The organism is Parabacteroides gordonii MS-1 = DSM 23371, assembly GCF_000969825.1.
Lineage (GTDB): Bacteria > Bacteroidota > Bacteroidia > Bacteroidales > Tannerellaceae > Parabacteroides > Parabacteroides gordonii.
In genome coordinates this window covers 3447703-3471931 of the sequence record NZ_KQ033919.1, presented here as the reverse complement: position 1 = coordinate 3471931, position 24229 = coordinate 3447703, and the positions used below count along the sequence as shown (strand labels likewise).

General features: G+C 44.4%; 19 protein-coding genes. 4 read left to right on the top strand and 15 right to left on the bottom strand.

Going from position 1 to position 24229, the window contains the following annotated elements:
• Positions 1-82: 82 nt before the first annotated feature.
• Both HMPREF1536_RS13070 and HMPREF1536_RS13065 read right to left on the bottom strand, forming a co-directional pair.
• On the bottom strand, positions 83-1384 hold the full coding sequence (locus tag HMPREF1536_RS13070) for an outer membrane beta-barrel protein (RefSeq protein ID WP_028729758.1): 1302 nt from the start codon (positions 1382-1384) through the stop codon (positions 83-85).
• Positions 1381-1932, bottom strand: a complete 552-nt coding sequence (locus HMPREF1536_RS13065) for an RNA polymerase sigma factor (RefSeq protein ID WP_028729759.1) — start codon at positions 1930-1932, stop codon at positions 1381-1383. Before HMPREF1536_RS13065 ends, HMPREF1536_RS13070 begins: the two co-directional genes overlap by 4 nt.
• Before the next feature lie 333 nt (positions 1933-2265).
• On the opposite strand from HMPREF1536_RS13065, the gene HMPREF1536_RS13060 reads away from it, so the two are divergent.
• The gene (locus tag HMPREF1536_RS13060; RefSeq protein WP_028729760.1) at positions 2266-3165 is read left to right on the top strand and encodes an Rpn family recombination-promoting nuclease/putative transposase; all 900 of its coding nucleotides are present in this window, start codon (positions 2266-2268) and stop codon (positions 3163-3165) included.
• A 454-nt stretch (positions 3166-3619) separates the two neighbouring features.
• On the opposite strand, the gene hutH is transcribed toward HMPREF1536_RS13060, so the two are convergent.
• The 6 genes from hutH to secDF all read right to left on the bottom strand — a co-directional run bounded on the left by hutH (position 3620) and on the right by secDF (position 13151).
• The gene (hutH, locus tag HMPREF1536_RS13055; protein WP_028729761.1) at positions 3620-5110 is read right to left on the bottom strand and encodes a histidine ammonia-lyase; all 1491 of its coding nucleotides are present in this window, start codon (positions 5108-5110) and stop codon (positions 3620-3622) included.
• 2 nt (positions 5111-5112) lie between these two features.
• A complete protein-coding gene (locus tag HMPREF1536_RS13050; RefSeq protein ID WP_028729762.1) occupies positions 5113-5736 on the bottom strand; it encodes a cyclodeaminase/cyclohydrolase family protein in 624 nt (207 codons plus the stop codon).
• 43 nt (positions 5737-5779) lie between these two features.
• Entirely contained in the window at positions 5780-7030 is a 1251-nt protein-coding gene (gene hutI, locus HMPREF1536_RS13045) for an imidazolonepropionase (protein WP_028729763.1), read from the bottom strand.
• A gap of 3 nt (positions 7031-7033) precedes the next feature.
• Positions 7034-7939, bottom strand: a complete 906-nt coding sequence (gene ftcD / locus HMPREF1536_RS13040) for a glutamate formimidoyltransferase (RefSeq protein ID WP_028729764.1) — start codon at positions 7937-7939, stop codon at positions 7034-7036.
• A gap of 4 nt (positions 7940-7943) precedes the next feature.
• Positions 7944-9941, bottom strand: coding sequence for a urocanate hydratase (locus HMPREF1536_RS13035; protein ID WP_028729765.1), 1998 nt, complete (start codon positions 9939-9941; stop codon positions 7944-7946).
• 183 nt (positions 9942-10124) lie between these two features.
• Complete coding sequence (gene secDF, locus HMPREF1536_RS13030; protein WP_028729766.1) at positions 10125-13151, bottom strand: protein translocase subunit SecDF; 3027 nt, start codon at positions 13149-13151, stop codon at positions 10125-10127.
• Between the two features lie 170 nt (positions 13152-13321).
• On the opposite strand from secDF, the gene HMPREF1536_RS13025 reads away from it, so the two are divergent.
• Both HMPREF1536_RS13025 and HMPREF1536_RS13020 read left to right on the top strand, forming a co-directional pair.
• Positions 13322-14344, top strand: coding sequence for a DUF4468 domain-containing protein (locus tag HMPREF1536_RS13025; RefSeq protein ID WP_028729767.1), 1023 nt, complete (start codon positions 13322-13324; stop codon positions 14342-14344).
• On the top strand, positions 14332-14901 hold the full coding sequence (locus tag HMPREF1536_RS13020) for a DUF4468 domain-containing protein (protein ID WP_028729768.1): 570 nt from the start codon (positions 14332-14334) through the stop codon (positions 14899-14901). Before HMPREF1536_RS13025 ends, HMPREF1536_RS13020 begins: the two co-directional genes overlap by 13 nt.
• A gap of 55 nt (positions 14902-14956) precedes the next feature.
• Here HMPREF1536_RS13020 and HMPREF1536_RS13015 read toward each other — a convergent pair whose 3' ends face one another.
• From HMPREF1536_RS13015 to HMPREF1536_RS13005, 3 genes are read right to left on the bottom strand one after another with little or no spacing between them, the layout of a single operon-like run.
• Complete coding sequence (locus HMPREF1536_RS13015; RefSeq protein ID WP_044193352.1) at positions 14957-16072, bottom strand: endonuclease/exonuclease/phosphatase family protein; 1116 nt, start codon at positions 16070-16072, stop codon at positions 14957-14959.
• Complete coding sequence (locus HMPREF1536_RS13010; RefSeq protein ID WP_028729770.1) at positions 16069-16947, bottom strand: rhomboid family intramembrane serine protease; 879 nt, start codon at positions 16945-16947, stop codon at positions 16069-16071. Before HMPREF1536_RS13010 ends, HMPREF1536_RS13015 begins: the two co-directional genes overlap by 4 nt.
• Positions 16928-17638, bottom strand: a complete 711-nt coding sequence (locus HMPREF1536_RS13005) for a rhomboid family intramembrane serine protease (RefSeq protein WP_028729771.1) — start codon at positions 17636-17638, stop codon at positions 16928-16930. Before HMPREF1536_RS13005 ends, HMPREF1536_RS13010 begins: the two co-directional genes overlap by 20 nt.
• Before the next feature lie 184 nt (positions 17639-17822).
• Between HMPREF1536_RS13005 and HMPREF1536_RS13000 the strand changes: the two genes are divergently transcribed.
• The gene (locus HMPREF1536_RS13000) at positions 17823-18095 is read left to right on the top strand and encodes an HU family DNA-binding protein (RefSeq protein WP_028729772.1); all 273 of its coding nucleotides are present in this window, start codon (positions 17823-17825) and stop codon (positions 18093-18095) included.
• Between the two features lie 544 nt (positions 18096-18639).
• Here HMPREF1536_RS13000 and HMPREF1536_RS12995 read toward each other — a convergent pair.
• The 4 genes from HMPREF1536_RS12995 to HMPREF1536_RS12980 all read right to left on the bottom strand — a co-directional run bounded on the left by HMPREF1536_RS12995 (position 18640) and on the right by HMPREF1536_RS12980 (position 23775).
• Positions 18640-19605 carry a FimB/Mfa2 family fimbrial subunit gene (locus tag HMPREF1536_RS12995; RefSeq protein ID WP_028729773.1) on the bottom strand — a complete coding sequence of 322 codons (966 nt, stop codon included), beginning with the start codon at positions 19603-19605 and terminating at the stop codon, positions 18640-18642.
• Between the two features lie 256 nt (positions 19606-19861).
• Positions 19862-21655, bottom strand: a complete 1794-nt coding sequence (locus HMPREF1536_RS12990; protein WP_028729774.1) for an Mfa1 family fimbria major subunit — start codon at positions 21653-21655, stop codon at positions 19862-19864.
• A gap of 37 nt (positions 21656-21692) precedes the next feature.
• A complete protein-coding gene (locus tag HMPREF1536_RS12985; protein ID WP_028729775.1) occupies positions 21693-23201 on the bottom strand; it encodes a DUF3868 domain-containing protein in 1509 nt (502 codons plus the stop codon).
• Between the two features lie 7 nt (positions 23202-23208).
• Positions 23209-23775 carry a DUF3575 domain-containing protein gene (locus HMPREF1536_RS12980; protein WP_028729776.1) on the bottom strand — a complete coding sequence of 189 codons (567 nt, stop codon included), beginning with the start codon at positions 23773-23775 and terminating at the stop codon, positions 23209-23211.
• Between the last annotated feature and the right edge of the window lie 454 nt (positions 23776-24229).

The window sequence follows — 24229 nt, the reverse complement described above, 5'->3', positions numbered from 1 at the left end:
TAGAAAAAGAAAGAGCAGGGCTTCCAAAGGAATAACCCTGCTCCTCTTTTTTCCTGTACAGGAAATCAACCTCACCTATTCATCAAAAAGCAAATCTAACTCCGAATTGCACCGATGCACAGAGTGGCTGCTCTTTCCGGATCGTCTCAACCACACTCTTATCATCAAAATAATAAGCGATACCGGGTTCGGCATAGATACTAACGGGTTTAGAAATATCATATTGTACACCCAACGAAGCCAAAGCGGACAACTGCACCTTGTTCACATCAAGATCAGTCTTGCTTTTACGCTCCCGGACGTTATTCAGGTAATAATTGGTATTCAGGCTACCGTCCACACACATTTCGGCCATTCCTCCGGCAGAAGCATAAACCGACAAACGGTCTTTCTTCCACAAGGTATAATTCACTTTCAAAGGAATACCCAGGTAATGCAAACGCTGCTCCTGCGAATAGAAGTCCACTTCGCCGGCCGAAAGTTCCGACGACAGGAAGGTATAAACCAACCCGCTCTCCACCGATAACCGGTCGTTGATCTTCTTCTTCACCGTAAGCCCCGCCGAAAGAGGGAACTTATGCTTTATCTTCGTTCCCGTAGGCTTCTGATAGTTAGCCACTGCGATCTGTTCAAACATGGAATAGTCACCCGGATCCCGGAAGTTCGACGCATTCGAAGCCACATTCTTCATGTAATCTTCAAAAGTTCCCGAACCCGGGTTATTATTCACACTTACATCCGAACGCGTTGCCGAACCATTCAACATCTGTAATCCTCCCGTAGCAGAAGAATGACGATCAAACATATTTCCGGCGTATAAACCGAATGTCCACCCTTTGCCGGACGAAGACTTCTTCTTCGGCAACGGCTCATAATTCCTCTCCGGAACATAGTCGTACTGACCGCTATGTTCCACAACCGAACGGCTGTTAGAATTATTTGCCACGACATCCCCTTCTCCCACCTCTGCATGGAAATAAGCAGAGATAGACATATAAATTTCCGACACCGTTTCAGTCAGTCCCGGTAATTCCGGTTCTTTCTTTTGCACGGTAGCCACCAGTTGTTTTGCTGCCGGTTGCGGTTTCACATCCTCCGCCGGAACAAAAGCCGGAGTAGGCATACCACTTCCTTGTTCAGCAGGAAGAACGATATCCGACAAGACCGGTTCTATCTCCTTATCTATCCCCATAAAGTAAAGAGACGAACCTAAAACCGCCAAAAAAGACACTGCTGCCGCCAACCAACGATAAGGGAAGCGACGGACCTGCGGAGTAGCAGAGAACGCTGCTTCGAGCTTTTCCCAACCATCCTCCGGCAACGGTAGCTGATAATCAATCTCCCGCATCCGGTATTCCTGTATTAATTTATCTTCCATTTTCATCTTCCGGCTTCTTTCTGAATGTAATCATTTACTTTCTTTACCAGCATTGCTTTTGCCCGACACAGTTGCGACGATGATGATCGTTCGTTTATATGTAAGAGCTCGGCAATCTCTTTGTGACTTCGTTCTTCAAATGTATATAAGTTAAACACTGTACGGTAACCCGTCGGTAACTCCTGGACGAATTGCATCAGAACCGACGTTGGGATCTGTTCGATCTCCTCCGGCGGATCCTCTTCTGTTTCAGCAATCATATCAAGGGGGACTATTTGTTTGAGTACATCCTTCTTCCGAAGATACTCGAGTGCCGTATTCACAAAAATACGGCTCATCCACGCTTTTAGGCTCCCTTCCCCACGATACGTAAAACCGGAGCAGGATGAAAAGACTTTCAGAAATCCGTCATGCAACAGATCGTAAGCCACGTCCATACCTCCTGTATACCGGTAACAAATGCTTAACATTTGTTTGGCATAAGTATCGTAGAGTTCTTTACGGGCTGCATTCGCACCCCGCATACACTGCCTTATCAGTTCTTCTTCACCCATCAACGCCGCGCGTGTTTATTATGTAAATGTATTGACTGCGGAAATACTGCATGCGATTTTTATTTTTTTCTGCAAAGAACCGAAATAAAGTGCAGATTTCCTCTAAATGTTTCACCGAAAGTGCCTTCATCGCCTTCATTATGTCTTTGGCTATTAATTAACAACCGATCACAGATGAAGCCATTATACCCTTTTGCTTTCATAGTACCCTTCATCGGGTTCATTGAAGTTATAATTACATCTTTTTTATTATTCGTACACCTTCTTTCAATAATATTCTTATCTTTGCCCCATCACCTGCTATTAGGTGTTAACCATTACATACCATAAGCTATGGAACATTACGTTAACATTATGCTCGACAGCGGCTTCAAAGCTGTATTCGGTAACAAACAAGTAGCCATCGATTTCATTAACGCCACTCTGCAAGGCGAGCGTCTGGTTAAAGATCTCATCTACATTGATAAAGAGATACGTCCTGAAACGATGGATCAACGTACAATCATTTTCGACTGTCTTTGTGAGGATACAGACGGGACAAAGTTTATCTTAGAAATGCAGAATTGCCCCCAACGTTACTTCTTTAACCGCGGATTTTATTACATTTGTCGTATGATCTCCCGTCAGGGAGAAATAGGATCGGAGTGGAAGTACGAATTGCTGCCGGTATATGGTATCTACCTGTTAAACTTCAGCTTGCCCGACTTCCCTACCTGGCGTACGGATATAGTACTGGCGAATGAAGTAACAGGTAAATCTTTTGGTGAAATCAAACTGAAACAAGTCTATATTTCGTTTGAGTTATTTAATTTACAGAAAGAGGAATGTATCACTCCTCTGGAAAATATGATCTATGTATTGAAGAATATGAATCTATTTGATATGTCTCCCTTTAAGGAGAAAGACGAAGCCTACCGCCGCTTGCTCGATGTGGCAAACGTGAATGCGATGACTCCCCACGAACGTGCCGTGTACGATGAAAATCTGAAGAATTACCGCGATTGGCGCTGCACTACAGAATATGCCATAGAGAAAGCTAACGAGAAAGGATTGAAACAGGGCATGGAAAAGGGCATGAAAGAAGGATTGGAAAGAGGCATGAAGGAAGGCATGAAAGAAGGTCAGCAATTAGCTAACCACCAGATTGCTAAAACGATGAAGCAAAAAGGGTATGACCTTAAAGAAATATCGGAATGCACAGGACTCTCTCCCGAAGAAATAGAAAAACTATAGACACGGGAAAATACCGATGCCAAAAGCTAAGGACTTAATTCACTACAACTAAGTCCTTAGCATAAGACTATTAAACATTTAGGTCTGCTATTTAATAAGTGAAAGGCTTGCCATACAAAAAAGTAAGGCAAGCCTTTCATATTTGCAATCTAGGCCTTACGTATTTGTAAAACAGGCCTTACTCTTATGAAATTAAGGAGTAAAGAGATTAATAGTAATGACGTGAGGGCTTAGCTATCATGAGGAAAGAGCTTAGTGTTCGTTAGCTAATTGTTTTATCAGAAGGTGAAAATAGGGAGATATGATATGGATAATGGAGATCGACAAAGAATAATGAAGGCGTATGAAGGCTACATGAAAGCCAAAAGAGCAAGTGCCTTCATCGGTGTCCGGTTGTTTATCAAGGAACAAAGGACACGATGAAGGCATGAAGGCTAGTTCTGGGATTCTCTCTTTACAGCGGGTGCCTGCGCAGGAAGGCAACCGTGCGGTGGATTTCGGTGTACATCACGATGTCGTCCTCTATAAAAGGAACTTCTTTGCGGAAGTCTTTCAGGAACTTTTCAAGGACGGGGGATGTTTTGGCCGGACGACGGAATTCTATTCCCTGAGCGGCATTCATCAACTCGATGGCCAGGATAAGATCGAGGTTATCCATGATCTTGAAGAGTTTGATCGCGGCATTCGCACCCATGCTGACGTGATCCTCCTGTCCGTTGCTGGATACAATCGAGTCGCTGCTGGCGGCATAGCAGTACATTTTGTTCTGGCTCACCATGCTCGCGGCTGCATATTGCGGGATCATAAAACCGGAGTTCAGGCCGGGATTGGCAACAAGGAATTCGGGCAAGCCGCGAAGTCCCATGATCAGTTGAGCCACACGACGTTCGGAGATATTACCCAGTTCGGCCAGGGCAATAGCCAGGAAATCGTACGAGATCGCCAAAGGCTGGCCGTGGAAGTTTCCGCCGGAGATGATCTTGTCCTCGTCCGGGAAAATGGTCGGGTTGTCTGTCACCGAGTTTATTTCGGTCAGCAGTACGCCGGAGACATAGTTGATAGCATCCTTCGTCGCCCCGTGTACCTGCGGGATACAGCGGAAGGAATAAGGATCCTGCACATGTTCCTTCTTACGGTTGATCAACTCGCTTCCTTCAAGATATTCACGGAAAGCGGCACCCGTTTCTATCTGTCCCGGATGAGGACGTATCTGCTGGATGCAATCCATAAACGGATCGATACGCCCGTCGAACGCTTCCAGGGATAAGGCGGCAATCATATCAGCCCTTTTCGAAAGGCGGAAAGCACGCATCAGGGCAAAGACACCGTTAGCGCTCATAAACTGCGTACCATTCAGCAAGGCCAATCCTTCTTTACTCTTCAGGCGAACCGGTTTCCAGGCAAACTCATCCAGCACACTGATAGCTTCACGTTTCTTTCCTTTATAATAGACATCCCCTACACCGATAAGCGGGAGAAAGAGGTTTGCCAACGGAGCCAGGTCGCCGGAAGCACCCAGCGAGCCACGGTCGTAAACGATCGGCAAGACATCATTGTTGAAGAAATCGAGGATGCGCTGTACGGTAATGACCTGCACCCCGCTATGTCCGAGCGACAAGGCATGCGCCTTCAGCAACATCATCAACCGGACAATAACAGGACTTACCTCGTCGCCCACGCTACAGGCATGGCTTTTCACCAGGTTCTCCTGCAAGGTGCTGAGTTCGTCGGACGAGATATTCTTGTTACACAACGAGCCGAAGCCGGTCGTGATACCGTAAAGCGGCCCATCCTGCTGCTCGATCTTCCGGTCGAGGTAGTCGCGGCAGTTCTGGATACGGGCACGCACTTCGGGTGTCAGTTCGAGCTTCATATTCTGCGTAAGTATCTGCTCTATACTTTCGAAAGTAAGAGGCTCGGAACCTACATAATAGACATTACCCATAATCATAATATTGTTTTAACCCAATCAAGCAGCTTCGTTTCGATACGGATCGCTTCGGCTTCCAGAAAGTCGGCTTTCTCCTGCATCCGTTTCACAAATGCTTCATCCTTGATCGAGCCCAGGTTGATACGGACATTCAGCAAAGCACCCAGTACACAGGTACGGGCAGCCATCATGGCGACACAGGCATCGGTAACGGCATTGCGGTTCCCCTTATGTGCCACATAGATAATCGTTTCCATCACCGAGGCCACCTCTTCGGCGACCTGCATGGGAACCAGGGCTGCCTCTTTGGTCGCATCCTGGATAGCTTGGCTACGTTCGGCAATCTGCTCTTCCGTCTCTTTCGGGAGTTTGAAGGCGGCAAACACACGGTCGTAGGCTTCACTATCGCGGTCGATGTCGCGGACAAGCCGTTCGCGGATAAGGGCGGCTTCGGTAGCGATCGTTTTCATCTGTCCTTCCACGTCGGCATATTTCTTTTTCCCGATCGTCAGGTTCGCCACCATTTCCGTCAATGAAGTAGCAATGGCCCCGTTCAGGGCGGAGATGCTTCCTCCGCCGGGAACAGGCGCGTTACTGGCTGTTTCGGCCAAAAATCCTTTTATTGTCAAGTCTACCAGCATAGTATAATTTATTTAAGGTGTTAAACAATGAATAACCTATTTCTCAGATCATATAGATAATACCGTCCTTGATGACCGTATCCACAATATTCATTCCCACATTGTAAGGCAGGAACTTATAAGACGGATACTTCAGTAAAACCAGGTCGGCTTTCTTTCCCACATCGATACTACCGATCTTGCCCGCACGTCCCAAAGCGGCTGCCCCGTTTATAGTGAGTGCGGTAACGGCTTCTTCCACTGTCAGTTTCATCTTGATGCAGGCCAGAGCGAACAGCATCGGGATGGAACAGGAGAAACTGCTGCCGGGATTATAGTCGGAGGCCAATGCTACGGCACAGCCGGCATCTATCATTTCACGCCCGCGGGCAAACGGTTCGTCCAGTGAAAAGGCGGTAAGCGGAAGCAAGGTGGCGATCACTCCGCTGCGTGCCATCCGTCTTATTCCTTCGTCGGAAGCATGCAGGAGATGGTCGGCACTAACTACTTTCAGTTTAGCGGCCAGTTCGGCACCTCCCAGCGAGACAATCTCGTCGGCATGCATTTTCAGTTTGAAACGTTGGCTTCTGGCTGCACGGAGCAGGCGTTCGCTTTGTTTCAGGGAGAATACGCCTTGTTCGCAAAAGACGTCACAGAAAGTAACGGTTCTCTCCAACCGGAGTTCGGGCAGTACCTGCTCGATCATATAAGTGATATAGTCGTCCGTTTGATGGGTATATTCGGGTGGGGTAGCGTGAGCGCCGAGATAGGTGGAGACAACATCCACCGGATGCTCCTCGTTCAGGTCGGCCATGACGCGCAACTGCCGCAACTCCGTTTCGAAATCGAGACCATAGCCGCTTTTCCCTTCTACGGTGGTGACGCCCATATCGAGCATTTCGTCCAACCGTTCGTAACCGATGCCCCACAGTGTCTCGAAGTCGCATTCGCGGGTAGCGTTGACCGTGTTGACTATACCGCCGCCACGTTCCATGATCGACATATAACTGTCTCCTTTCTGCCGCCAGGAGAACTCTTCTTCCCGGTAACCACCAAATACAAAATGGGTATGACTGTCCACAAAGCCGGGCAACAACGCTCTGCCGGAGGCATCTATCTCCAGATATTCATCCACATCCACCTGCCGCAATATATCTTTCGTCCGTCCGACATGTGTGATTATACCGCCGGAAACGACTACCGCCCCGTCTTCAATAACATGCAGGTCGGACATTTCCGCCCCTCTTTTCGCTTCAAAACCGGAACAGGTTACGACCTGCGACGCATTTCTTATAAGTAATTTATCTCCTTTCATGTTTTATTCCATTATTCTTGCTTCCAGTACCTGATTCATTGTAAAGTTCTCCAATCCCAGATAATAAGAAGCTGTATCTATCAATGCTTCCATCGGAACAAGCCCGATTATCTCACTACCGACTACCGGCACCCCGTAACGGCGTGCTTCTACCTTTACCAGCTCGAAAGCACGGTAGAGGGCGGTACGGGTATAGTCCGTCATATTTATGGAGACTTGCGTGATACCCCGTTCTTTCAGTTCCACCCCCATTGCCTTGCAATAACGCAAGCCGCCGCCTATGAAGCGTATCTTTTTCGCAATATCGCTGGCTATCTCCAGATTGGCCGTACCGAGGTTCACGTTATAAGCCACCAACGGCATACGGGCACCTACGGCAACTGTTCCGGCTGTCGGGTGACGTTCGGCCGGGCCGAAGTCGGGTTGCCACTCCGGTAGTTTGATCTTCTCCGCCATTCCTTCGAACTCGCCTTTCCTGACAGCTGCCAGGTTTTCGCGGTGAGGAGCCGAAGCCGACTTTTCATACAGGAACACAGGCACATTGTACAATGCGGCAATCTGTTCGCCTACTTCTTTCGACAAAGCCACTGCTTCCTCCATCGTACATCCTTTGATCGGGATGAACGGCACGACATCGACCGCTCCCATTCGCGGATGCTGCCCGCTATGGCGGGTCAGGTCGATCAGCGCAACTGCCTGCCCTATGGCTTCCAGCAACGCGGCCTTCAAGGCTTCCGGCTCACCGACAACAGTTACCACCAGACGATTGTGATCTTCGTCATTACTATAATCTAACAGTTTTACTCCTTGTTTGGCTCTGAATGGCTCTATTATTTTTTCTATCTTTCCCAAGTCCCTTCCTTCGCTAAAATTGGGGACACATTCCATAATTTTACTCCAATTGCTCATAACTTCAGGTATTTAAAGAGGTCTTTATTATTTGATGTATCAATTCTTCCTCTGGAATATAAGGAAGTGTTATATGATACTGATCTTCATTATTCTGATTGAACACTTCGCAAGTCTCGATCGCATGCGGGTTGCGTGCCCATGAACGGCGCGCAACGCCACCCATAACATCCCACAGCATGGCGGAACGTAAAATGTCGTCTACCCGCTCGCTTCCGTCGAGCACCATACCGAAACCGCCGTTTATAGCTTTGCCGATCCCTACGCCTCCTCCGTTATGAAGGGCGACCAGGCTCATGCCACGGGCTGCATTCCCGGCAAAGCATTGCACGGCCATATCCGCCATCACATTGCTGCCGTCGTAAATGTTGGATGTCTCCCGGAAGGGCGAATCTGTTCCGCTTACATCGTGGTGGTCGCGTCCCAGCATGACAGGGCCGATCTCACCCTCGCGTACCATCCGGTTAAAGCGTAGAGCGATCTTCAGCCGTCCTTCGGCATCCTGATACAGGATACGGGCTTGTGTGCCGACTACCAACCGGTTCTTTTCGGCATCGCGTATCCAGTTATAGTTATCCCGGTCTTGCCCGCGACGATCCGGATCGATGCAGTCCATCGCTGCATGGTCTGTCTTTATCAGGTCTTCATGCTTACCGCTCAGGCATACCCAGCGGAAAGGGCCGTAGCCGTAATCGAACAATTCGGGGCCCATAATATCTTCTACGTAAGAAGGCCAGATAAAACCGTCTTTCTCGTCAATGCCGTTCCGGGATATTTCTTTCACTCCGGCATCGTAAATCGCTTTCATAAAAGAGTTTCCGTAATCAAAGAAGTAAGTACCGGCGGCAACCAGTTTCTTTATTATTTCATAATGCCGGCATAGAGAACGGTTCACCAAGGTGCAAAATGCATCATGATCACCCGACAGCAGGCGAGTTCGTTCCTCAAAAGAGATACCTACCGGACAATAGCCGCCTTCGTAAACGGCATGGCAGGAAGTCTGATCGCTCAACAGGTCGATATGAATGGATGCTTCCCCGGCATACTCCAACAGGTCGACAATGTTTCCGTGATAAGCGATTGAAACAGGTTCCCTGGCCGCCTGTGCTTCTTTTGCCAGACGGAAAGCTTCCGCTTTATCATCCGTAACCAACTGAACCCACCCTTGCGAGCGTCGTGTCTCTATTCGGGACTGGTCTACTTCGGCAACAATACAGGCGGCTCCGGCTATAACCGCAGCTTTGGGTTGTGCACCACTCATGCCGCCCAGTCCGGATGAAACAAACAAATGTCCCCGAAGATCTTTATCCTGCGGTATGCCCAGTTTCAGGCGTCCTGCATTCAGCAATGTATTGAATGTTCCGTGAACGATACCTTGCGGGCCGATATACATCCACCCTCCGGCTGTCATCTGGCCGTAATTGGCCACTCCCATCTGTGCGGCAATATGCCAGTCTTTCTGGTTGTCGAACATTCCCACCATCATCGAGTTGGTTATGATCACGCGGGGAGCTTCCGGCTTCGAACGGAATAGTCCCAGCGGATGGCCCGACTCGATAACCAGGGTTTGCTCCTGTGTCATCACCTCCAGGTATTTCCTGATGAGCCGGTATTGCATCCAGTTCTGGCAAACCTGTCCGGTTTCACCGTAGGTTACCAGTTCATACGGATACAAGGCGATGTCGAAACACAGGTTATTATCTATCATCACCTGAAAGGCTTTCCCTTCCAGGCAGTTCCCTTTATATTCTTCAATGGGACGTGCTTTCAGGTCTCCTTCCGGACGGTAGCGGTACCCGTATATCCTTCCACGGGTCAACAGTTCGTCCATAAATTCGGGAGCAAGCGTTGCATGAAGTTCTTTGGGTACGTACCTTAAAGCATTTTTCAATGCCGTTTCGGTCTGCGCGGGCGTAAGCGTATAACCGCGATCAGGAGCGCGGCGGATACCGGCAACAAAAGATGGATATTCCGGCAATTGGCGATCAAGATGTATTTGCATAACTGATGACTTTTTATCTGTTACTTACAATCTGTCAGAAAAACATCGTATAAGTGGCCTACAAGGTAACTATTTCCTTACGTCCGAACAATTTCACTTATATGTTTAGAAGCATAATAAAAGCAAGAAAAAAGGCCGCCTCGTGATGAGGCAGCCTTTTTTATATCTTATGATCAGCTATTTTTACTTAGCTAATTCAGCTGCAGCTTTCTTATTGATCTTTCTCTTCTGCAATTCGTATGCGATCGGAGTAGCAATAAACAATGTTGCATAAGTACCCACAACGATACCCAACAGGATAGCGAACGTAAAGCTACGGATCGTGCTACCACCCAGGATAAAGATACACAGTACAACAACCAATGTCGTTAATGATGTATTGAATGTACGAGACAATGTTGAGTTCAAAGCATCATTGATCACCTGGTAACGGTCGCGCTTCGGATACAGACCGATCGTTTCACGGATACGGTCGAATACAACCACGGTATCATTGATAGAGTAACCGATAATCGTCAGGATAGCCGCGATAAATGTCTGGTCGACTTCCATTGAGAACGGTAACAGTTTCCATAATAATGTATAGAAAGAAATGATACACAATGTTGTTACTGCCACTGACGCAAATGCTCCTACGGAGAATGACCAGTCGCGGAAACGAAGCAGGATATAAGCAGCCATACAGAACATCGCGAAGATAACGGCCATGATAGCGCTATTCTTGATGTCGTCAGCCATACTCGGCCCTACCTTCTGTGAACTCTGGATATAAGTTGTTGTAAACTGTTCCAGTGTTGTTCCCTGCGGAAGCAACGGTTTAACGCCTTCGAACAATAATGATTCGATTTCCTGGTCTACTGCAGGATCTGCATCATCAATCTTATAGTTCGTTGAAACACGAACCTGATCCGGAGTACCGATAGTGATAACGCTTACAGCACCGTCCAGTTGGGCATCCAACATATCACGAACTTCGTCAGTCTTCACATCCTGATCGAAACGAACGATATAGTTACGTCCACCGGTGAAGTCGATACCGTTGTTCAAACCGATCGTCATCATAGATACAGCCCCCAACAGGATGATAACAGCAGGAATAATATAACCTACCTTACGTGCACCCAGGAAGTTGATCTTCGGATTGGTCAACAGGTCTTTTGTGATTGAAGTTACAAACGTTACATTCTTCAGTTTATCTTTAGCCAGTAATGCTTCGTAAACGATACGAGTCAGGAAGACTGCAGTAAGGAAAGAAGCGAACAGACCGATGATCATCGTAGTTGCGAAACCACGGATAGGACCTGTACCGAAGTAGAACAATACAACACCAGTAATGATAGATGTCAAGTTGGAGTCGAAGATAGCAGAGAACGCGTTGCTGTAACCGTCGGCAATAGCCTTACCTAACGATTTTCCGGCACGAAGCTCTTCTTTCGTACGTTCATAGATCAACACGTTAGCATCCACCGCCATACCCAGCGTCAACACCATACCGGCAATACCCGGCAAAGTAAGTACTGCCTGGAAAGAAGCAAGGATACCCATTGTAAAGAAGATGTTCAATACCAGTGCACCGTCTGCAATCAGACCCGGGATAATTCCGTAGAATGCACACATATAGATCATCAACAGGATCAAAGCCAGTGCAAATGAGATAACACCTGAGCTGATAGCTTCCTGACCCAGTGACGGACCGACAACGTCTTCCTGTACGATATGTACTGAAGCAGCCATTTTACCTGATTTCAAGACGTTTGCCAAGTCCTTCGCTTCTTCCGGAGTGAAGTGACCTGTGATAGAAGAACGTCCACCAGTAATTTCGTCGTTTACGTTCGGAGCGGAATAAACCATATCATCCAAAACGATAGCGATAGACTTACCGATATTTTCTTTTGTCAAACGAGCCCATGCTTTAGCACCTTCTGCGTTCATGCTCATGCTAACCTGTTGTTCTGAACGACCAACCTGCTGAACGAAGTCAGCGTTAGCATCCGTTACTACGTCACCACCTAAAGCAGGTGAACCGTCACGGTTAGTAACCTTGATTGCATATAATTCGAAGTACTGTTCTTTTTCATCCATTGCCTTAACACCCCATTTCAAAGAGAGGTTACGAGGCAATACGTCTTTTACCTGCTTCATAGCCAGGTATTCGTTGATCTTAGGAATGTCTCTTACATTAGCCACACCCACAGAAGCACCACGGCCTAACTGACCGTTATACTGGTTGATCTGCAGCAAGGCAAACAACGGATGCTGTTTAGCAAACTCTTCCATTGACTGGTTTGCCTGCGCTTCCGGTTTATCCTGAGCGATCTTAGCCAACAAAGAGTCAGCTTCGTTTGTATTTTCACCTTCGGCAACGGTTGTTTCTGTTACAGTCGTATCATTGCCATCAGCAGATACACTTTCTGTTTCAGTAGCAACGGCTTCGTCGTTGTGTTCTTTCAGTACAGTAGCCAAAATGTTATCGGCAGCAACCAACTGCTGATAAATTTCCGGCAACTGATAAGTTTCCCAGAATTCCAGGTTAGCACTACCCTGCAACAATTTACGAACACGTTCCGGCTCTTTCACACCCGGAAGTTCCACCAGGATACGACCTGCTGTTTCCAGACGCTGAATGTTCGGAGATACCACACCGAAACGGTCGATACGGGTACGCAATACGTTGAATGAATTATCGATAGCACTTTTCAACTCTTCTTTCAATACAGAAACAACTTGAGCATCTGTGCTCTGCGGAGTAATTTTATCTTTCAACTCAAAAGTACTGAATATGGCAGACAAACGTGCGCCACTGTCCAGGTTCTTGTACTCTTCTGCAAACAGATCGATAAAGTCTTTCTGACTGGTTGCCTGGCGAGCATAAGCCGCTGTTAAGGCTTTGTTGAAGTTCTCATCCTGATTATTGTTTGAAAGCGAACGGATTACGTCGGCCACATTCAATTCCAGAACGACGTTCATACCGCCTTTCAGGTCAAGTCCTAAACTAATTTCCATTTCACGGCACTGCTTGAGCGTATAGCCCAACCACACCTTTTGAGTAGATAATGAGTCTAAATAAAGACTCTCTTTCGACGGATCCCCCCCTGCATACTCAGCGGCTTTGTTGTTGTAGTATCTTGTTACAAATGAGAACGATAGATAGAACAAACATACAAGCGTAAGTAACACCGCGAAGACCCTTACAAATCCCTTGTTTTGCATTTGAATCTTGAGTTTATGTTATTACATTATTATTTTTCGTTTTTTCACAGGGTGCAAATATAGGCTTTTTTTCTTTGTCATATAGTAATTAGAATAATTATTTGTCACACTCATAGTTAATTTCGAGTACAATTATATATCTTTGCCAGTAAAAAAACACAGAATTCACCATGAAACATCTCTTATTATTCCTTTTATTTATTCCTTCTCTGCTCATGGCGCAGGAGGATCAGAAGTATTTAGCCGGTGCCGTAACTGAAGATGACGGCAAAGTAGTATTTACCAAAGAGATAAGTATACCATCCCTTTCAAAGGATCAGATTTACGACATCATGTACTCGTGGGCACAGAAATACTTTAGTGAAGACGGACGCCGCCTGGTTTATTCCGATAAAGAGAAAGGCGATATTGCCGCTATCGGCGAAGAATATCTGGTATTCCAGAGCACAGCCCTGTCGCTTGACCGTACATTGATGAACTATCGCGTAACGATCGAATGCGAGAACAATGCCGCCATAATCAAGATGTCGGGCATTCGTTACGAATACAATGTATCTTACCAGCGCGATCCGGAAAAGTACACGGCAGAAGAATGGATCACAGACAAATTTGCATTGAACAAGAAGAAAGACAAGTTGAACCGTGGCAATGGCAAGTTCCGTCGTAAAACCATCGATTTCGCAGACGATATGTTCAAGAGTGCCGATGCAGCCTTCGGTATCCAGCCGGCAGGCGTTGTCGCTCCTGCTTATGCAGTGGCTCCTGTACAGCAGCAAGCAGCTCCCGCAACAGTTCCCGCACAGCAGATAGCTAAAGCTCCCGTCAGCAACAATACCGAAGTATGCCAGGGACTTACCGCTTTTGAACCGGATAAAGTACCGTCTACCTTGCTGAATATGTTACCGGAAAGTAAGATGCAGGTTACTCCGGGCGACAATGATAAATTAGTGGAACATTATGCCACCTGGAAAGAGATGGGCAAAATGTTCGGAAAGGACATCGCTTCGATCTCCATCAGTCCGGACAGCGAAGTTTACAAAGCAGTTAAAGATAACGACTTCTATACAATCTCTTTCTCCAAGAAAGATGATCCTGAAACCTGGTTCATGATCCAGTGTATCAAACAAGGGGAATCAACCGAAGGAACACAAAAGATCATTATCGGCGAAATTCTTAACGTATGGATCAGATAAGTATGAAGATGACGAAGAATATATTATTCCTGTTGTTACTGATGTGTCCCTTGCTCTCGATGGCACAGGGACACAAAGGTTCTGTAGAATCATGCGCTCCCATGAAAAACGGGAAAGTATGCTACAGTGATGAAGTTGATGCAGAAGGCATGAAAAAGGGTGAGTTGTTCAATGCCATCGACAAGTGGGCCAGAAAAACTTACGGAAAGGATGTATTCCTGTCGAGCGTTACGTCCAGCAAATCGAAAGGGACGATCAATATAAACTCGAAAGTCGAATTACTTCTGAACGATACGGATAAAACGATCGTTAAGTACAAAATGAGAATATACTGCCACGACGAGAAATACAATATCGAACTGTCAGATATTTCTTACCAGTACGATCCTATGAATGAAAAGAAATACAAGACCTATCCGGCAGAGAATGTTATTGCGAACAATGGCAAGTCAAACACCATTGCTGTAATTAAAGATCCTCTGCTATTCTGCAATGCAACTTTCTTCTTTGCGGAGAATTTATTCGGGGAAGTATTCGACGCGACACAGGAAGATTAAACACCGCGTCCTATATAATATAATGTAAGGAGATGCCGTAAAAGGTGTCTCCTTTTTAGTTTTCCATTGTCAGATAACACCACAAAGGATAATGGTCTGAATAGCGTATCTTATCGATGGTACAATTTATTGACTTCATATTCGAAGAATGCAGGATATTGTCTATACGGAATAAAAACATATTCTGATTATAGGTTACTCCCATTCCCCGGCCGGATTCGGCAAACGAGTCAACCAATGGCCCCTGGATAGTCCGATGGGCGTAAGAGATCGGCGTATCGTTAAAGTCGCCACAAACCAATACATAATCACCTTTGGCCTTTGCTATTTCGGCAGCCACGGCTTCAGCCTGCTTGGCTCTTATCCTGAAAGCGGGCCCCAGCTTCTGCTCCAAAGCACCTTTTATTCCATCAAAAGTATCCGTACTGATATTCTTGATAAAAGCCGTATACCGGCTGCGGTCTTCCATCGTCAGCTTAAACGACTCAAGATGATTATTGATCAATGTCAGCTTCTTACCTTTCACATTCAGTTCATGCACGGAAGAACAGTTATAATCGCTTTTATAATCTACTCTCCGGGAGTTTGAAATAGGATACTTGGAAAAAACAGCTATCCCTGAGCTCAAATAGCCGGACGAATTAACCGAAATGACCGAACGATACGGATACATATCCAATGCCCGAAACAATTTATTCGGGGTCAGAAACTTATCCGATTTGCTGACTGCATATTCCTGCAAGCAAACAATATCGGCACCTGAAGATGCAATATACTGTATAATCTTATTAGGCGAATCTTTCGTATGATCTTTATAGCCAAAACCCATCACATTATACGTCAGCACCTTCAGCACATTCTCTTTGGGAATATCTTTTGTCTGACTATGATAAGGGAAATACTTTTTCACCGGCCCCCAACAAAGAAGAAAGGCACTCAACCCGATCAACAGGAAACGCCACTCCCACAGGAATAACCAATAAATAATAAAACAAAGGTTCAGGACACACAGAATAGGGAAAGCCAGTCCCAAATAAGAAAAGACAAGAGCTGTATCGGGAGATACACGATCCGACCAGGCCGAAGCGATAAACAGCACAACGATCAGGACATTGGTCAAAACGAACAATGACTTGAATAATAGTTTTAGTGTTTTCAGGCCCTCACTCATTTTTTACTGGCATCAAATAATTGTCTTTTTTCATCTGCTGAAAGGCTTTCATATCCCGAACGTTTCAGTTTGTCCAGAATAGCATCCAGATCGGCCGACTCACGGTTTTTACGGGCATTATACTCGTAATCAGTTTCCGCACGTTTGTATGTCACCTTCATTTTGGGTTTCCTTTTACCCAGGTTTACTACCCAATCCAACAGACGGTTCATCGGAGCAGTCAGATCCTTTCCTTTCTTGATACGCATCGCGAACCAGATACCGAACAGGGCTCCGCCAATATGAGCGATATGACCTCCGGCATTATCGGAAGTGATAGCCAGCAAATCGATCACAAAAGTGAACAACGCCAGATAGATCAATTTGACACGCCCAATCAGGAACAGATTTATCTCAAGGTCTTTCCGGTAAAACGAGACAGCAAAAACAATAGCCATCACCGATGCGGATGCTCCCATCAGATAACTGGAAGAGGCCACAGTCTGGAAATAAGGAAAAATGTTATATGCCAGCATAAACAAGACTGCTCCCGCAATCCCTCCCAACAGATATAACCCGCCCAGTTGCCGCTCGCTGAAGAAACTCAGGAACAGTCCGCCAAACCAGTACAACCACAACATATTAAAAAGAATATGCAGGAAGTCGAAATGAGTGAACATATAAGTAATAACCGTCCAGGGCCGATACAATAACAGTTCGGGCGACGAAGGCATCTGCAAATATTGCAAAAAGGATATTCCGGGAATATTGAAGAGCAAAAAGATCACTCCCATCAACCGGATCAGGATAAAAAGCCCTACATTTATATATATAAGCTTTGCCAGTATATTTCCTGCCCGGAATGTATTCTTCAGATTAGTAAAAATACTTTCCATTGTCTGCATCTTTCTTTTTCCAGTAGCGAACCATAAAATAACCGAACAGCATACCGCCTAAATGGGCAAAGTGTGCCACCGTGTCTCCACCAAAACTGGATACCCCCATAAATAGTTCAGCCAAACCGTAAAACACAACAAAATATTTCGCTTTTATAGGTATCGGAATAAACATCAGGAACAAAGGTACATTCGGGAATAACATGGCAAATGCCAACAAGATACCGAACACCGCTCCCGAAGCTCCGATCGTAACCATCATATTCAGCGACGGATCCATCTTCACCAGTTCGAAAAGCGTCAAACCGTTAGCGCTGGCAAAAGACTGAACCGAATACGCCCAAACCAATTCCTGCACAATACCGGCACCAATACCTGTCACCAGATAAAATGTAAGGAAACGTTTCGGCCCCCAAACATTTTCGAGAACACGTCCGAACATATACACCCCGAACATATTAAAGAAAACATGTCCGAAAGAGCGCGTATCGTGCATAAACATATAGGAAACAAACTGAAACGGATAAAAATCCTTCACACCCGGAAAGTGCAAACCTAAAATCTGCACCAGGTCGATCCCCATCTTCGGTAAAACCAGGCTGGCTACCCAGAAAAGGAGATTTATAATGATAAGGTTTTTTGTAACCGGCGGTATACTATTCAAGAACCCCGAGCTATTTTGATTCATCATATACATATCAATTTGCGGCAAAGGTAAATATATTTTGATTGTTTTTCCGCCAAATAGTACTAAAACATAGTAAATCAATAAAAAAAACAACGTTTTCCTTTGCAGAATATTAAAATAAAACTACATTTGACCCGACCTTTAGGCTATCACAATCATTGTTTAATATATTAATTATCAAACCATCATGAACAAAACAGATTTTATCTCAGCTGTATCGGCAAAAGCCGGTTTAAGCAAAACTGATGCAAAGAAAGCTGTCGATGCTTTCGTTGAAACAGTATCTCAGGAATTGAAGGCCGGTGGCAAAGTCGCTCTCTTAGGTTTCGGTTCTTTCTCTGTATCCGAAAAAGCAGCCCGTAAAGGTGTTAACCCGAAGACAAAACAACCCATTGAAATCGCAGCACGTAAAGCGGTTAAATTCAAAGCCGGTGCAGAATTAAACGATATGATTAAATAAGTAACGTCATATTTTACAATCGAAGAGGCTTTTCACCGGAGAAGTCTCTTTTCTGTCATACAAAAAATAATTCCAGAGAACATCACTGCCCCCTGGAACCCACACTAGTATTAATATTAAACTTACCTGATTAAACAGGTGAGTATCTTCATTACAAACAAAATATGATTACGGGACTTCGGTCCCGTTTCATTTATCACATTACAAAGATCCTGCTTTTCAGCCAATTAACAGCCTAAATTTGGTTCTGATACCACATCTAAGGTGCCTCCGAATACTCTATTTCAACCATTATTCGGCGACCTCTTGTGCTATTCGAAACTTACCGACCGCCATCTTCGTGCAGCTGCCGCATATCCCATATCGACGCAATACACGTTTCGAATTCCGCAACAACAGGACAGAATCACAACAACATGCCTGAATAAAAAAAGTTTCTACCTTATGAAACAGTTGTTTCACTAGGGAGAAACTTTTGTTTCATGCCGTTGAAACTATTGTTTCATCCGGAAGAAACTTTTTGAACGTTATCGAGGAAATGAGGTTATAATCCTCCTTCTGTCTGGAAATACCAGGTCCAACCGTTGATATTAATCTGCAAAGCCAACCAGGGATCATTATCTGCAAAGAAAAAGACGATCTTATATTCACTTTCACGGTCGAGATATTCCTGCGAAGTCATATTATGACCTTCGATCTTTGTCATTACCAGGAAATCAGTCAGGTTGATATTAAGCATTTTCCTGCCTGTAGCTTTCTCTGTCACCACAAAACGAGCTGCGCGGTTATTCAGAAACCGCATTGTATTCAGCTCGATAATTCCTGCCGCCAGATTCTTTTGTTCAATATGATAAGGGCGATAACTCAAATTATCATCTTTCAGTAAAGAGTTATCATGTGCCAGATAGCCATTCGATTCGATTATTTCATACGTATAGGCATTCACATCCACTCCCCACGAATCTTCATTGCTTCCCTGAAAAACAAACCGTACTTTGTTAGTATCTTTTATCAGGTTAATCACCTCCGTCTGATCCGTCGTCCCCGTAAAATCGACTTTATTAATCTCCCCATACCAAAGCGGTTCCAGTTCTTTATCGATAATAAGTGTTTCTTCACGTTTCAATTGTAGTTTCAAATCTTCAATAGAAGATACGCCGGTTTGTAATGAAGCTATATCATAAGAATCGTGTGCACCAGCCCAGGCCATAAACTGATATTCGCCAACAGGAAGCATAACACTCATCAGATAACTACCCGTACCAAGCGCACTCCCTTCTTCCGCTTGTTTGAACAGGAACTTACCGTCTTTATCAAATACATAAAGCTCCACTTTATCCACCTGCGAATGGAATGCGTCTGTAAATTCCATATTGTAATCGTACTTAAACTTAACAAATAGACGGCACTCCGGCAGATCTTCGTTAAAGCTATCGCATGCGGTCATTATCAGGGAGCCGATAAGGAGAATCCACATGGTAATATGACGTAATAGGTTTTTTAGCCTCATATCTTTTAGTTTTCTAATTGTTCTATATATAAAGGAAAAGAGCAATCTCTTTTCTCGTTATTTCCAATTCGGTGGACAGAACTGCCTGTTCCGTCAAAACATTAATCCCAAAGTTTTATCAAGTCTCCGGAAACTTCTTTGTTAAAAGTAAAGGGGCTGTGTCAAAAAGTATCTTTTCCCCGTGCTTAACACAGAGCGGAACACTTTTGACACACCCTCTTTTATATTAAAATGATCTCGAATTTATCATTAGGAATTATAAATCCACTTCTTGTCTATACCAGGTCCAAGGATTGATATCAATCTGTACAGAAATATAACTTTCATCTACCTCATCCGGCTTTTCTGGATCAGGCTCAGGAATAATCGGATAACCCGGAGTCTTTATATCCTTAATAGCAATGTCATATACGGAATTACGTACCACACCAAATTCACCATACATATTGTTTGTGTTATCCGTATCATTATCATGCTTAATCATAATAACATGATAACCTTCTCCACCTTCGTAATAAGATACATTTCCATAAGCGGCTGCTCCATATGCTATAACTCCAGCTTGATAGAATTCTGCTGCAATTTGCTTCGCTCCATCTTCCACTGAAGAATAGGTTAAATCAGTAATTTTAGCCTTAAAGGCTTCTGCTGTAGGAAGAGTAACAGGAGTCACACCTGATACATTATATTTCACTAAAGAATCAATGTAAGCACCAAATGAATTGGTAACTGAAGTTTGAAGGTAATTATCCGGGTCTTTATCCTTATATTTTGAAGTTAATTCCGCCTCAATGTACTTCTGAACCAATTTGTAAGAATAATACCCATTAGTACCAATCTGAATCCAGTCACTTCCTGATTTAACATTTCCTGAAGCATCCACATCGGCATCGCTATTGGCATCTCCGTCGTAAGCTCCACCAGTATAATTATCTTTATTATCCGGAAGTTTCAATCCTTTAGGCTGACTTTCCACCTTCAACAAAACATGTGTAGTGTAGGCCTGGTAGTTATCAGCTGCTACCTGGGTATTTTCCAAACAATACAAAGCCGGCGTCTTAGAGGCATTAGGACCAGTAGAATCAGCTGTAGCATTCTGCCATGTCGGAGCCGTTGCATGCGTATAGTAATGATAATCTGCAATATAAGAAGCATCAGTGATAGCCGTACCTTTCTGTCCTGTATAGTTCGGGTCTTTTCTATAAGAACCGAATTTCCAGATATCAAACGGAGTGATACAACCACGCACAGTACCTTCCAACCATGTTTTATCTCTTTCAGACATCGGGTAGTATTTTCTATTCGTTACATTCAAAGTCCATCCTACGGTATTAATATTCATACTATTTCCCGGATAGTTGGTATCTGCAAACAAACGAACTTTTGCCGCAACACGATCTACGGAAACAGAATAATAGTTTGTTTCCGCTTCAGCTGCAGTTGCATAAGTAACCAAATCATCATCAACTACCGTAGTTGAATTACCAGAAGTTGTAATTGTTGTCGGCTCTAATTTTCCTTTGGCATTTGTCATCATAAAGCTATTTTGACTTGAACCTCCAATAACCGAACTCACATCAGTACCAGTAATTGCCTGATTTACAGTAGTAAAATCACTAGCTGAAGCTACATTTGCTTCAAAAGCTGCAGATGGATTTAATACAATCAAAAATGCTTTCGAAGTCTTATCCACCTTAAATGCTTTTGTAGGTTTTCCGACAGGCTGTCCCGGATCACCTATTTCTGCATCTCCGGTATCCCATGACACAACACTTACCAGATTAGGATTATTTGAATTAGCTACCGTAAGATGATCATCAAAGAAAATAGCCATTATCTTATCGACTTTTGTTTCTTCAGCCGTACCATTTTCCTGATCAGGATCATGCAAAGCCTTGGTAGTTCCCGCTGTCTGAATATTCAGCGAAACCCAGGCGTCTCCACCTGTATTACCACCGCCACCATCATCTCCACCATCCGGTAGACTTTCACTACACGATGCAAACATAAAGCCTGCCAGTGCACACATTAAAAAATACTTCTTTTTCATTTCACTCAAATTTAATTACTAATTTTTACTCATTTATTTATCTCATTTTCTCCTTTATCTCAGCAATATTCACCTTTTTCTTCGCCAACTCATTCAGATTATCTTTGGCTGTTTCCAACCCTGAATCGGCGGCTGCTTTCAAATATTTTTCAGCCTGGTTATAATCTCCTTTCAATAAAGCGACTACACCCAGCGAATTGGTATATTCCGGTTCTTTTGAATTTACCTTATTCAGATAACGTTCGGCTGCAACCAGATCATTACGCAGGATAGCTGCTGCTGCCGCATTCATATTGGCTATCTCATTTTCCGGATACATCCGTACAGCTACTTCGAACACATCGACAAACTCCTGCGAACCGGCCGGATAACTATTGGCCACCATAAACATTTCGTTCAGGCTCAGGTTCTGCGGACGCGTTTTGATTACCACCTTCGCTTCTTCCACATCAAAATTCTTTACATTAAAGTTTACTTTACAAACAGCAACACGCAGACGCGGATATACATTTCTCAGCAAAGACTGATAAGGCACTCCTCCACGAAGCTGCTTTAACTTTGCTTTTCTTTCTGTATCGACCGGATTATTCTCGATGATCGCCAGTATTTCGTTTCTATATTCTATATCACCGGTATTAAGCGCTTTCACCAAACCTTCCCAGTTCTCACCACCGAAGACAGTATGATACTGGCTGCGTGAGAAATCGTAGCGGGACAACAGATAATCGCGCAATGCCACGGCACGCCCTTCGGACAAACGTTTATTGTTTGCCAGTGAGCCTTCGGGTGATGCGTAACCGATAATATCCAGATCTTTCACTTCGATACTCGGATCGGACTTCAGTTCGTCGATCATCGAACGGATCTTTGCCAATTCCTGCGGGTTGTTCATATACTCGGGACGGATATCCATCTTGTTCACTTCGAAATCGAGGAAACTTTCCACCTGTATGTCACGCCGCTTGATCTCTTCCACCACCGGTTTAATAAAAGCCATATGAGGAACAATGACGTAGGGCTCCGGTATATATTCCAGCGTTACCCGATCTACAACCGGTTCCACCTTCATCAATAACGTCTCGCCACACCCGCATTCATCCCGCTGCATCTCCAGATGAGCGTCAGCCATCCACGATTCATAAGGAAGGATATAGCGATACCGGATGGTTTCGTTTGTCGGTTTATTTACTTTCTTAACGATATAAGGTCTTTCATAACCTGCCTTCTCTGCCGCATTCATGAGAGAAAGCGAACGTTCGTAAACGCGGTATTCATCCCTCCCTTTCATTGTTACTTTAGGCAGATTACAGCCTTTCTCCGTAGAAACCAACTGCGGGATCAAGTCCACTCCACGGGTTGATTTGACTTTTACGCCATTCAGGACAATATCCATATCTATATAAAGAGAGTCACCTACCTGTTCCAACCTTACGGGATTCACTGTAATATTTCCCTCATAAGAACGTGACTGTGCTTTTACCTGAAGAATATTCAGACAGATAAAAGCCAACAGGCATATAATGAATTGTATATTTCTTTTCATCATTCTGCTTTTATTTAATCAGATAAATAATAGACAAAGCCGCTTTCGTCGGACCGAAATAGTTCCGTCCCGTATCTTTCAGTTTGGAACCACATTCCGCACAAGGATATTTTTCATATTCTATACGAGCATATCCCAGACCGATAGAAGCTTCGATGCTCCATCGTTTTTTTAATATCCAGGAATGACCAACCGAAAGACCTCCTCCATACAAATGTCCCTGATAACGGTTCTTTTGCATGTTCTCACTAAAAATACCGGGTAATTTACCGACATTGAAATCGGCATAATGGGCATGCAGCCCGACAAACGTACGGTTGAAACTTTCGCAGAACCAGTAGCGAACTTCCGGTTGTATTCCCCAATGACGCAAACGTCTGCCGTTATCAGGTTTCCACGGATTATAGTTGACAGGAATATCTAATGTCCATTTACGGGCCAATCCAAACTCCACACCCAGGTTCATAGTCGTAGTGGCATCGTACAAAAGATTGCTTTTAAGCGCTATTTTCTGCGCTTTACTCTCGATGGCCAGACACCCGAGTATGAAAAATAGGAGTATAAATGCTCTTTTCATCTATAAGACTTTATATTTAACGGAATATGTATCCCAAAACTGGTTTTATGAATACTATTACATTGCCTGCCCAAATTGAAGCAGTTAATGATTTTAGCACTCATTATTATCTAAAAGAAAAAGGATTTTGATACTCATAGAGTTTTAGCGCGTTCTATTCAACACTAACTTTTCACCTAATTTAGATATAACCGCAATATCCGATAATAAGCGACCTCCCAAATAACACTCTTTCTTTCAGTCACAAAGATCGTTTTTCTCAAACAAATTACTATTCTATTGTTGTTTCTGATATTATGCGTTAACACTCACTATTACAACCTATAACAAATGGACGAATACTGGCATTTGCGTTTTTCGAAACACTTGCCAGCCATCACGACTTTATTTGCAATTTATGAAAAAAACAACATCGCGAAACTGTATGATTTGTAAATATTATCAACAAATAGGT

Excerpts from the sequence above, each read along its gene's own strand:
- HMPREF1536_RS13070 (WP_028729758.1), bottom strand. The coding sequence starts at position 1,384 with ATGAAAATGGAAGATAAATTAATACAGGAATACCGGATGCGGGAGATT.
- HMPREF1536_RS13065 (WP_028729759.1), bottom strand. The coding sequence starts at position 1,932 with ATGGGTGAAGAAGAACTGATAAGGCAGTGTATGCGGGGTGCGAATGCA.
- HMPREF1536_RS13060 (WP_028729760.1), top strand. The coding sequence starts at position 2,266 with ATGGAACATTACGTTAACATTATGCTCGACAGCGGCTTCAAAGCTGTA.
- hutH (WP_028729761.1), bottom strand. The coding sequence starts at position 5,110 with ATGGGTAATGTCTATTATGTAGGTTCCGAGCCTCTTACTTTCGAAAGT.
- HMPREF1536_RS13050 (WP_028729762.1), bottom strand. The coding sequence starts at position 5,736 with ATGCTGGTAGACTTGACAATAAAAGGATTTTTGGCCGAAACAGCCAGT.
- hutI (WP_028729763.1), bottom strand. The coding sequence starts at position 7,030 with ATGAAAGGAGATAAATTACTTATAAGAAATGCGTCGCAGGTCGTAACC.
- ftcD (WP_028729764.1), bottom strand. The coding sequence starts at position 7,939 with ATGAGCAATTGGAGTAAAATTATGGAATGTGTCCCCAATTTTAGCGAA.
- HMPREF1536_RS13035 (WP_028729765.1), bottom strand. The coding sequence starts at position 9,941 with ATGCAAATACATCTTGATCGCCAATTGCCGGAATATCCATCTTTTGTT.
- secDF (WP_028729766.1), bottom strand. The coding sequence starts at position 13,151 with ATGCAAAACAAGGGATTTGTAAGGGTCTTCGCGGTGTTACTTACGCTT.
- HMPREF1536_RS13025 (WP_028729767.1), top strand. The coding sequence starts at position 13,322 with ATGAAACATCTCTTATTATTCCTTTTATTTATTCCTTCTCTGCTCATG.
- HMPREF1536_RS13020 (WP_028729768.1), top strand. The coding sequence starts at position 14,332 with ATGGATCAGATAAGTATGAAGATGACGAAGAATATATTATTCCTGTTG.
- HMPREF1536_RS13015 (WP_044193352.1), bottom strand. The coding sequence starts at position 16,072 with ATGAGTGAGGGCCTGAAAACACTAAAACTATTATTCAAGTCATTGTTC.
- HMPREF1536_RS13010 (WP_028729770.1), bottom strand. The coding sequence starts at position 16,947 with ATGGAAAGTATTTTTACTAATCTGAAGAATACATTCCGGGCAGGAAAT.
- HMPREF1536_RS13005 (WP_028729771.1), bottom strand. The coding sequence starts at position 17,638 with ATGATGAATCAAAATAGCTCGGGGTTCTTGAATAGTATACCGCCGGTT.
- HMPREF1536_RS13000 (WP_028729772.1), top strand. The coding sequence starts at position 17,823 with ATGAACAAAACAGATTTTATCTCAGCTGTATCGGCAAAAGCCGGTTTA.
- HMPREF1536_RS12995 (WP_028729773.1), bottom strand. The coding sequence starts at position 19,605 with ATGAGGCTAAAAAACCTATTACGTCATATTACCATGTGGATTCTCCTT.
- HMPREF1536_RS12990 (WP_028729774.1), bottom strand. The coding sequence starts at position 21,655 with ATGAAAAAGAAGTATTTTTTAATGTGTGCACTGGCAGGCTTTATGTTT.
- HMPREF1536_RS12985 (WP_028729775.1), bottom strand. The coding sequence starts at position 23,201 with ATGATGAAAAGAAATATACAATTCATTATATGCCTGTTGGCTTTTATC.
- HMPREF1536_RS12980 (WP_028729776.1), bottom strand. The coding sequence starts at position 23,775 with ATGAAAAGAGCATTTATACTCCTATTTTTCATACTCGGGTGTCTGGCC.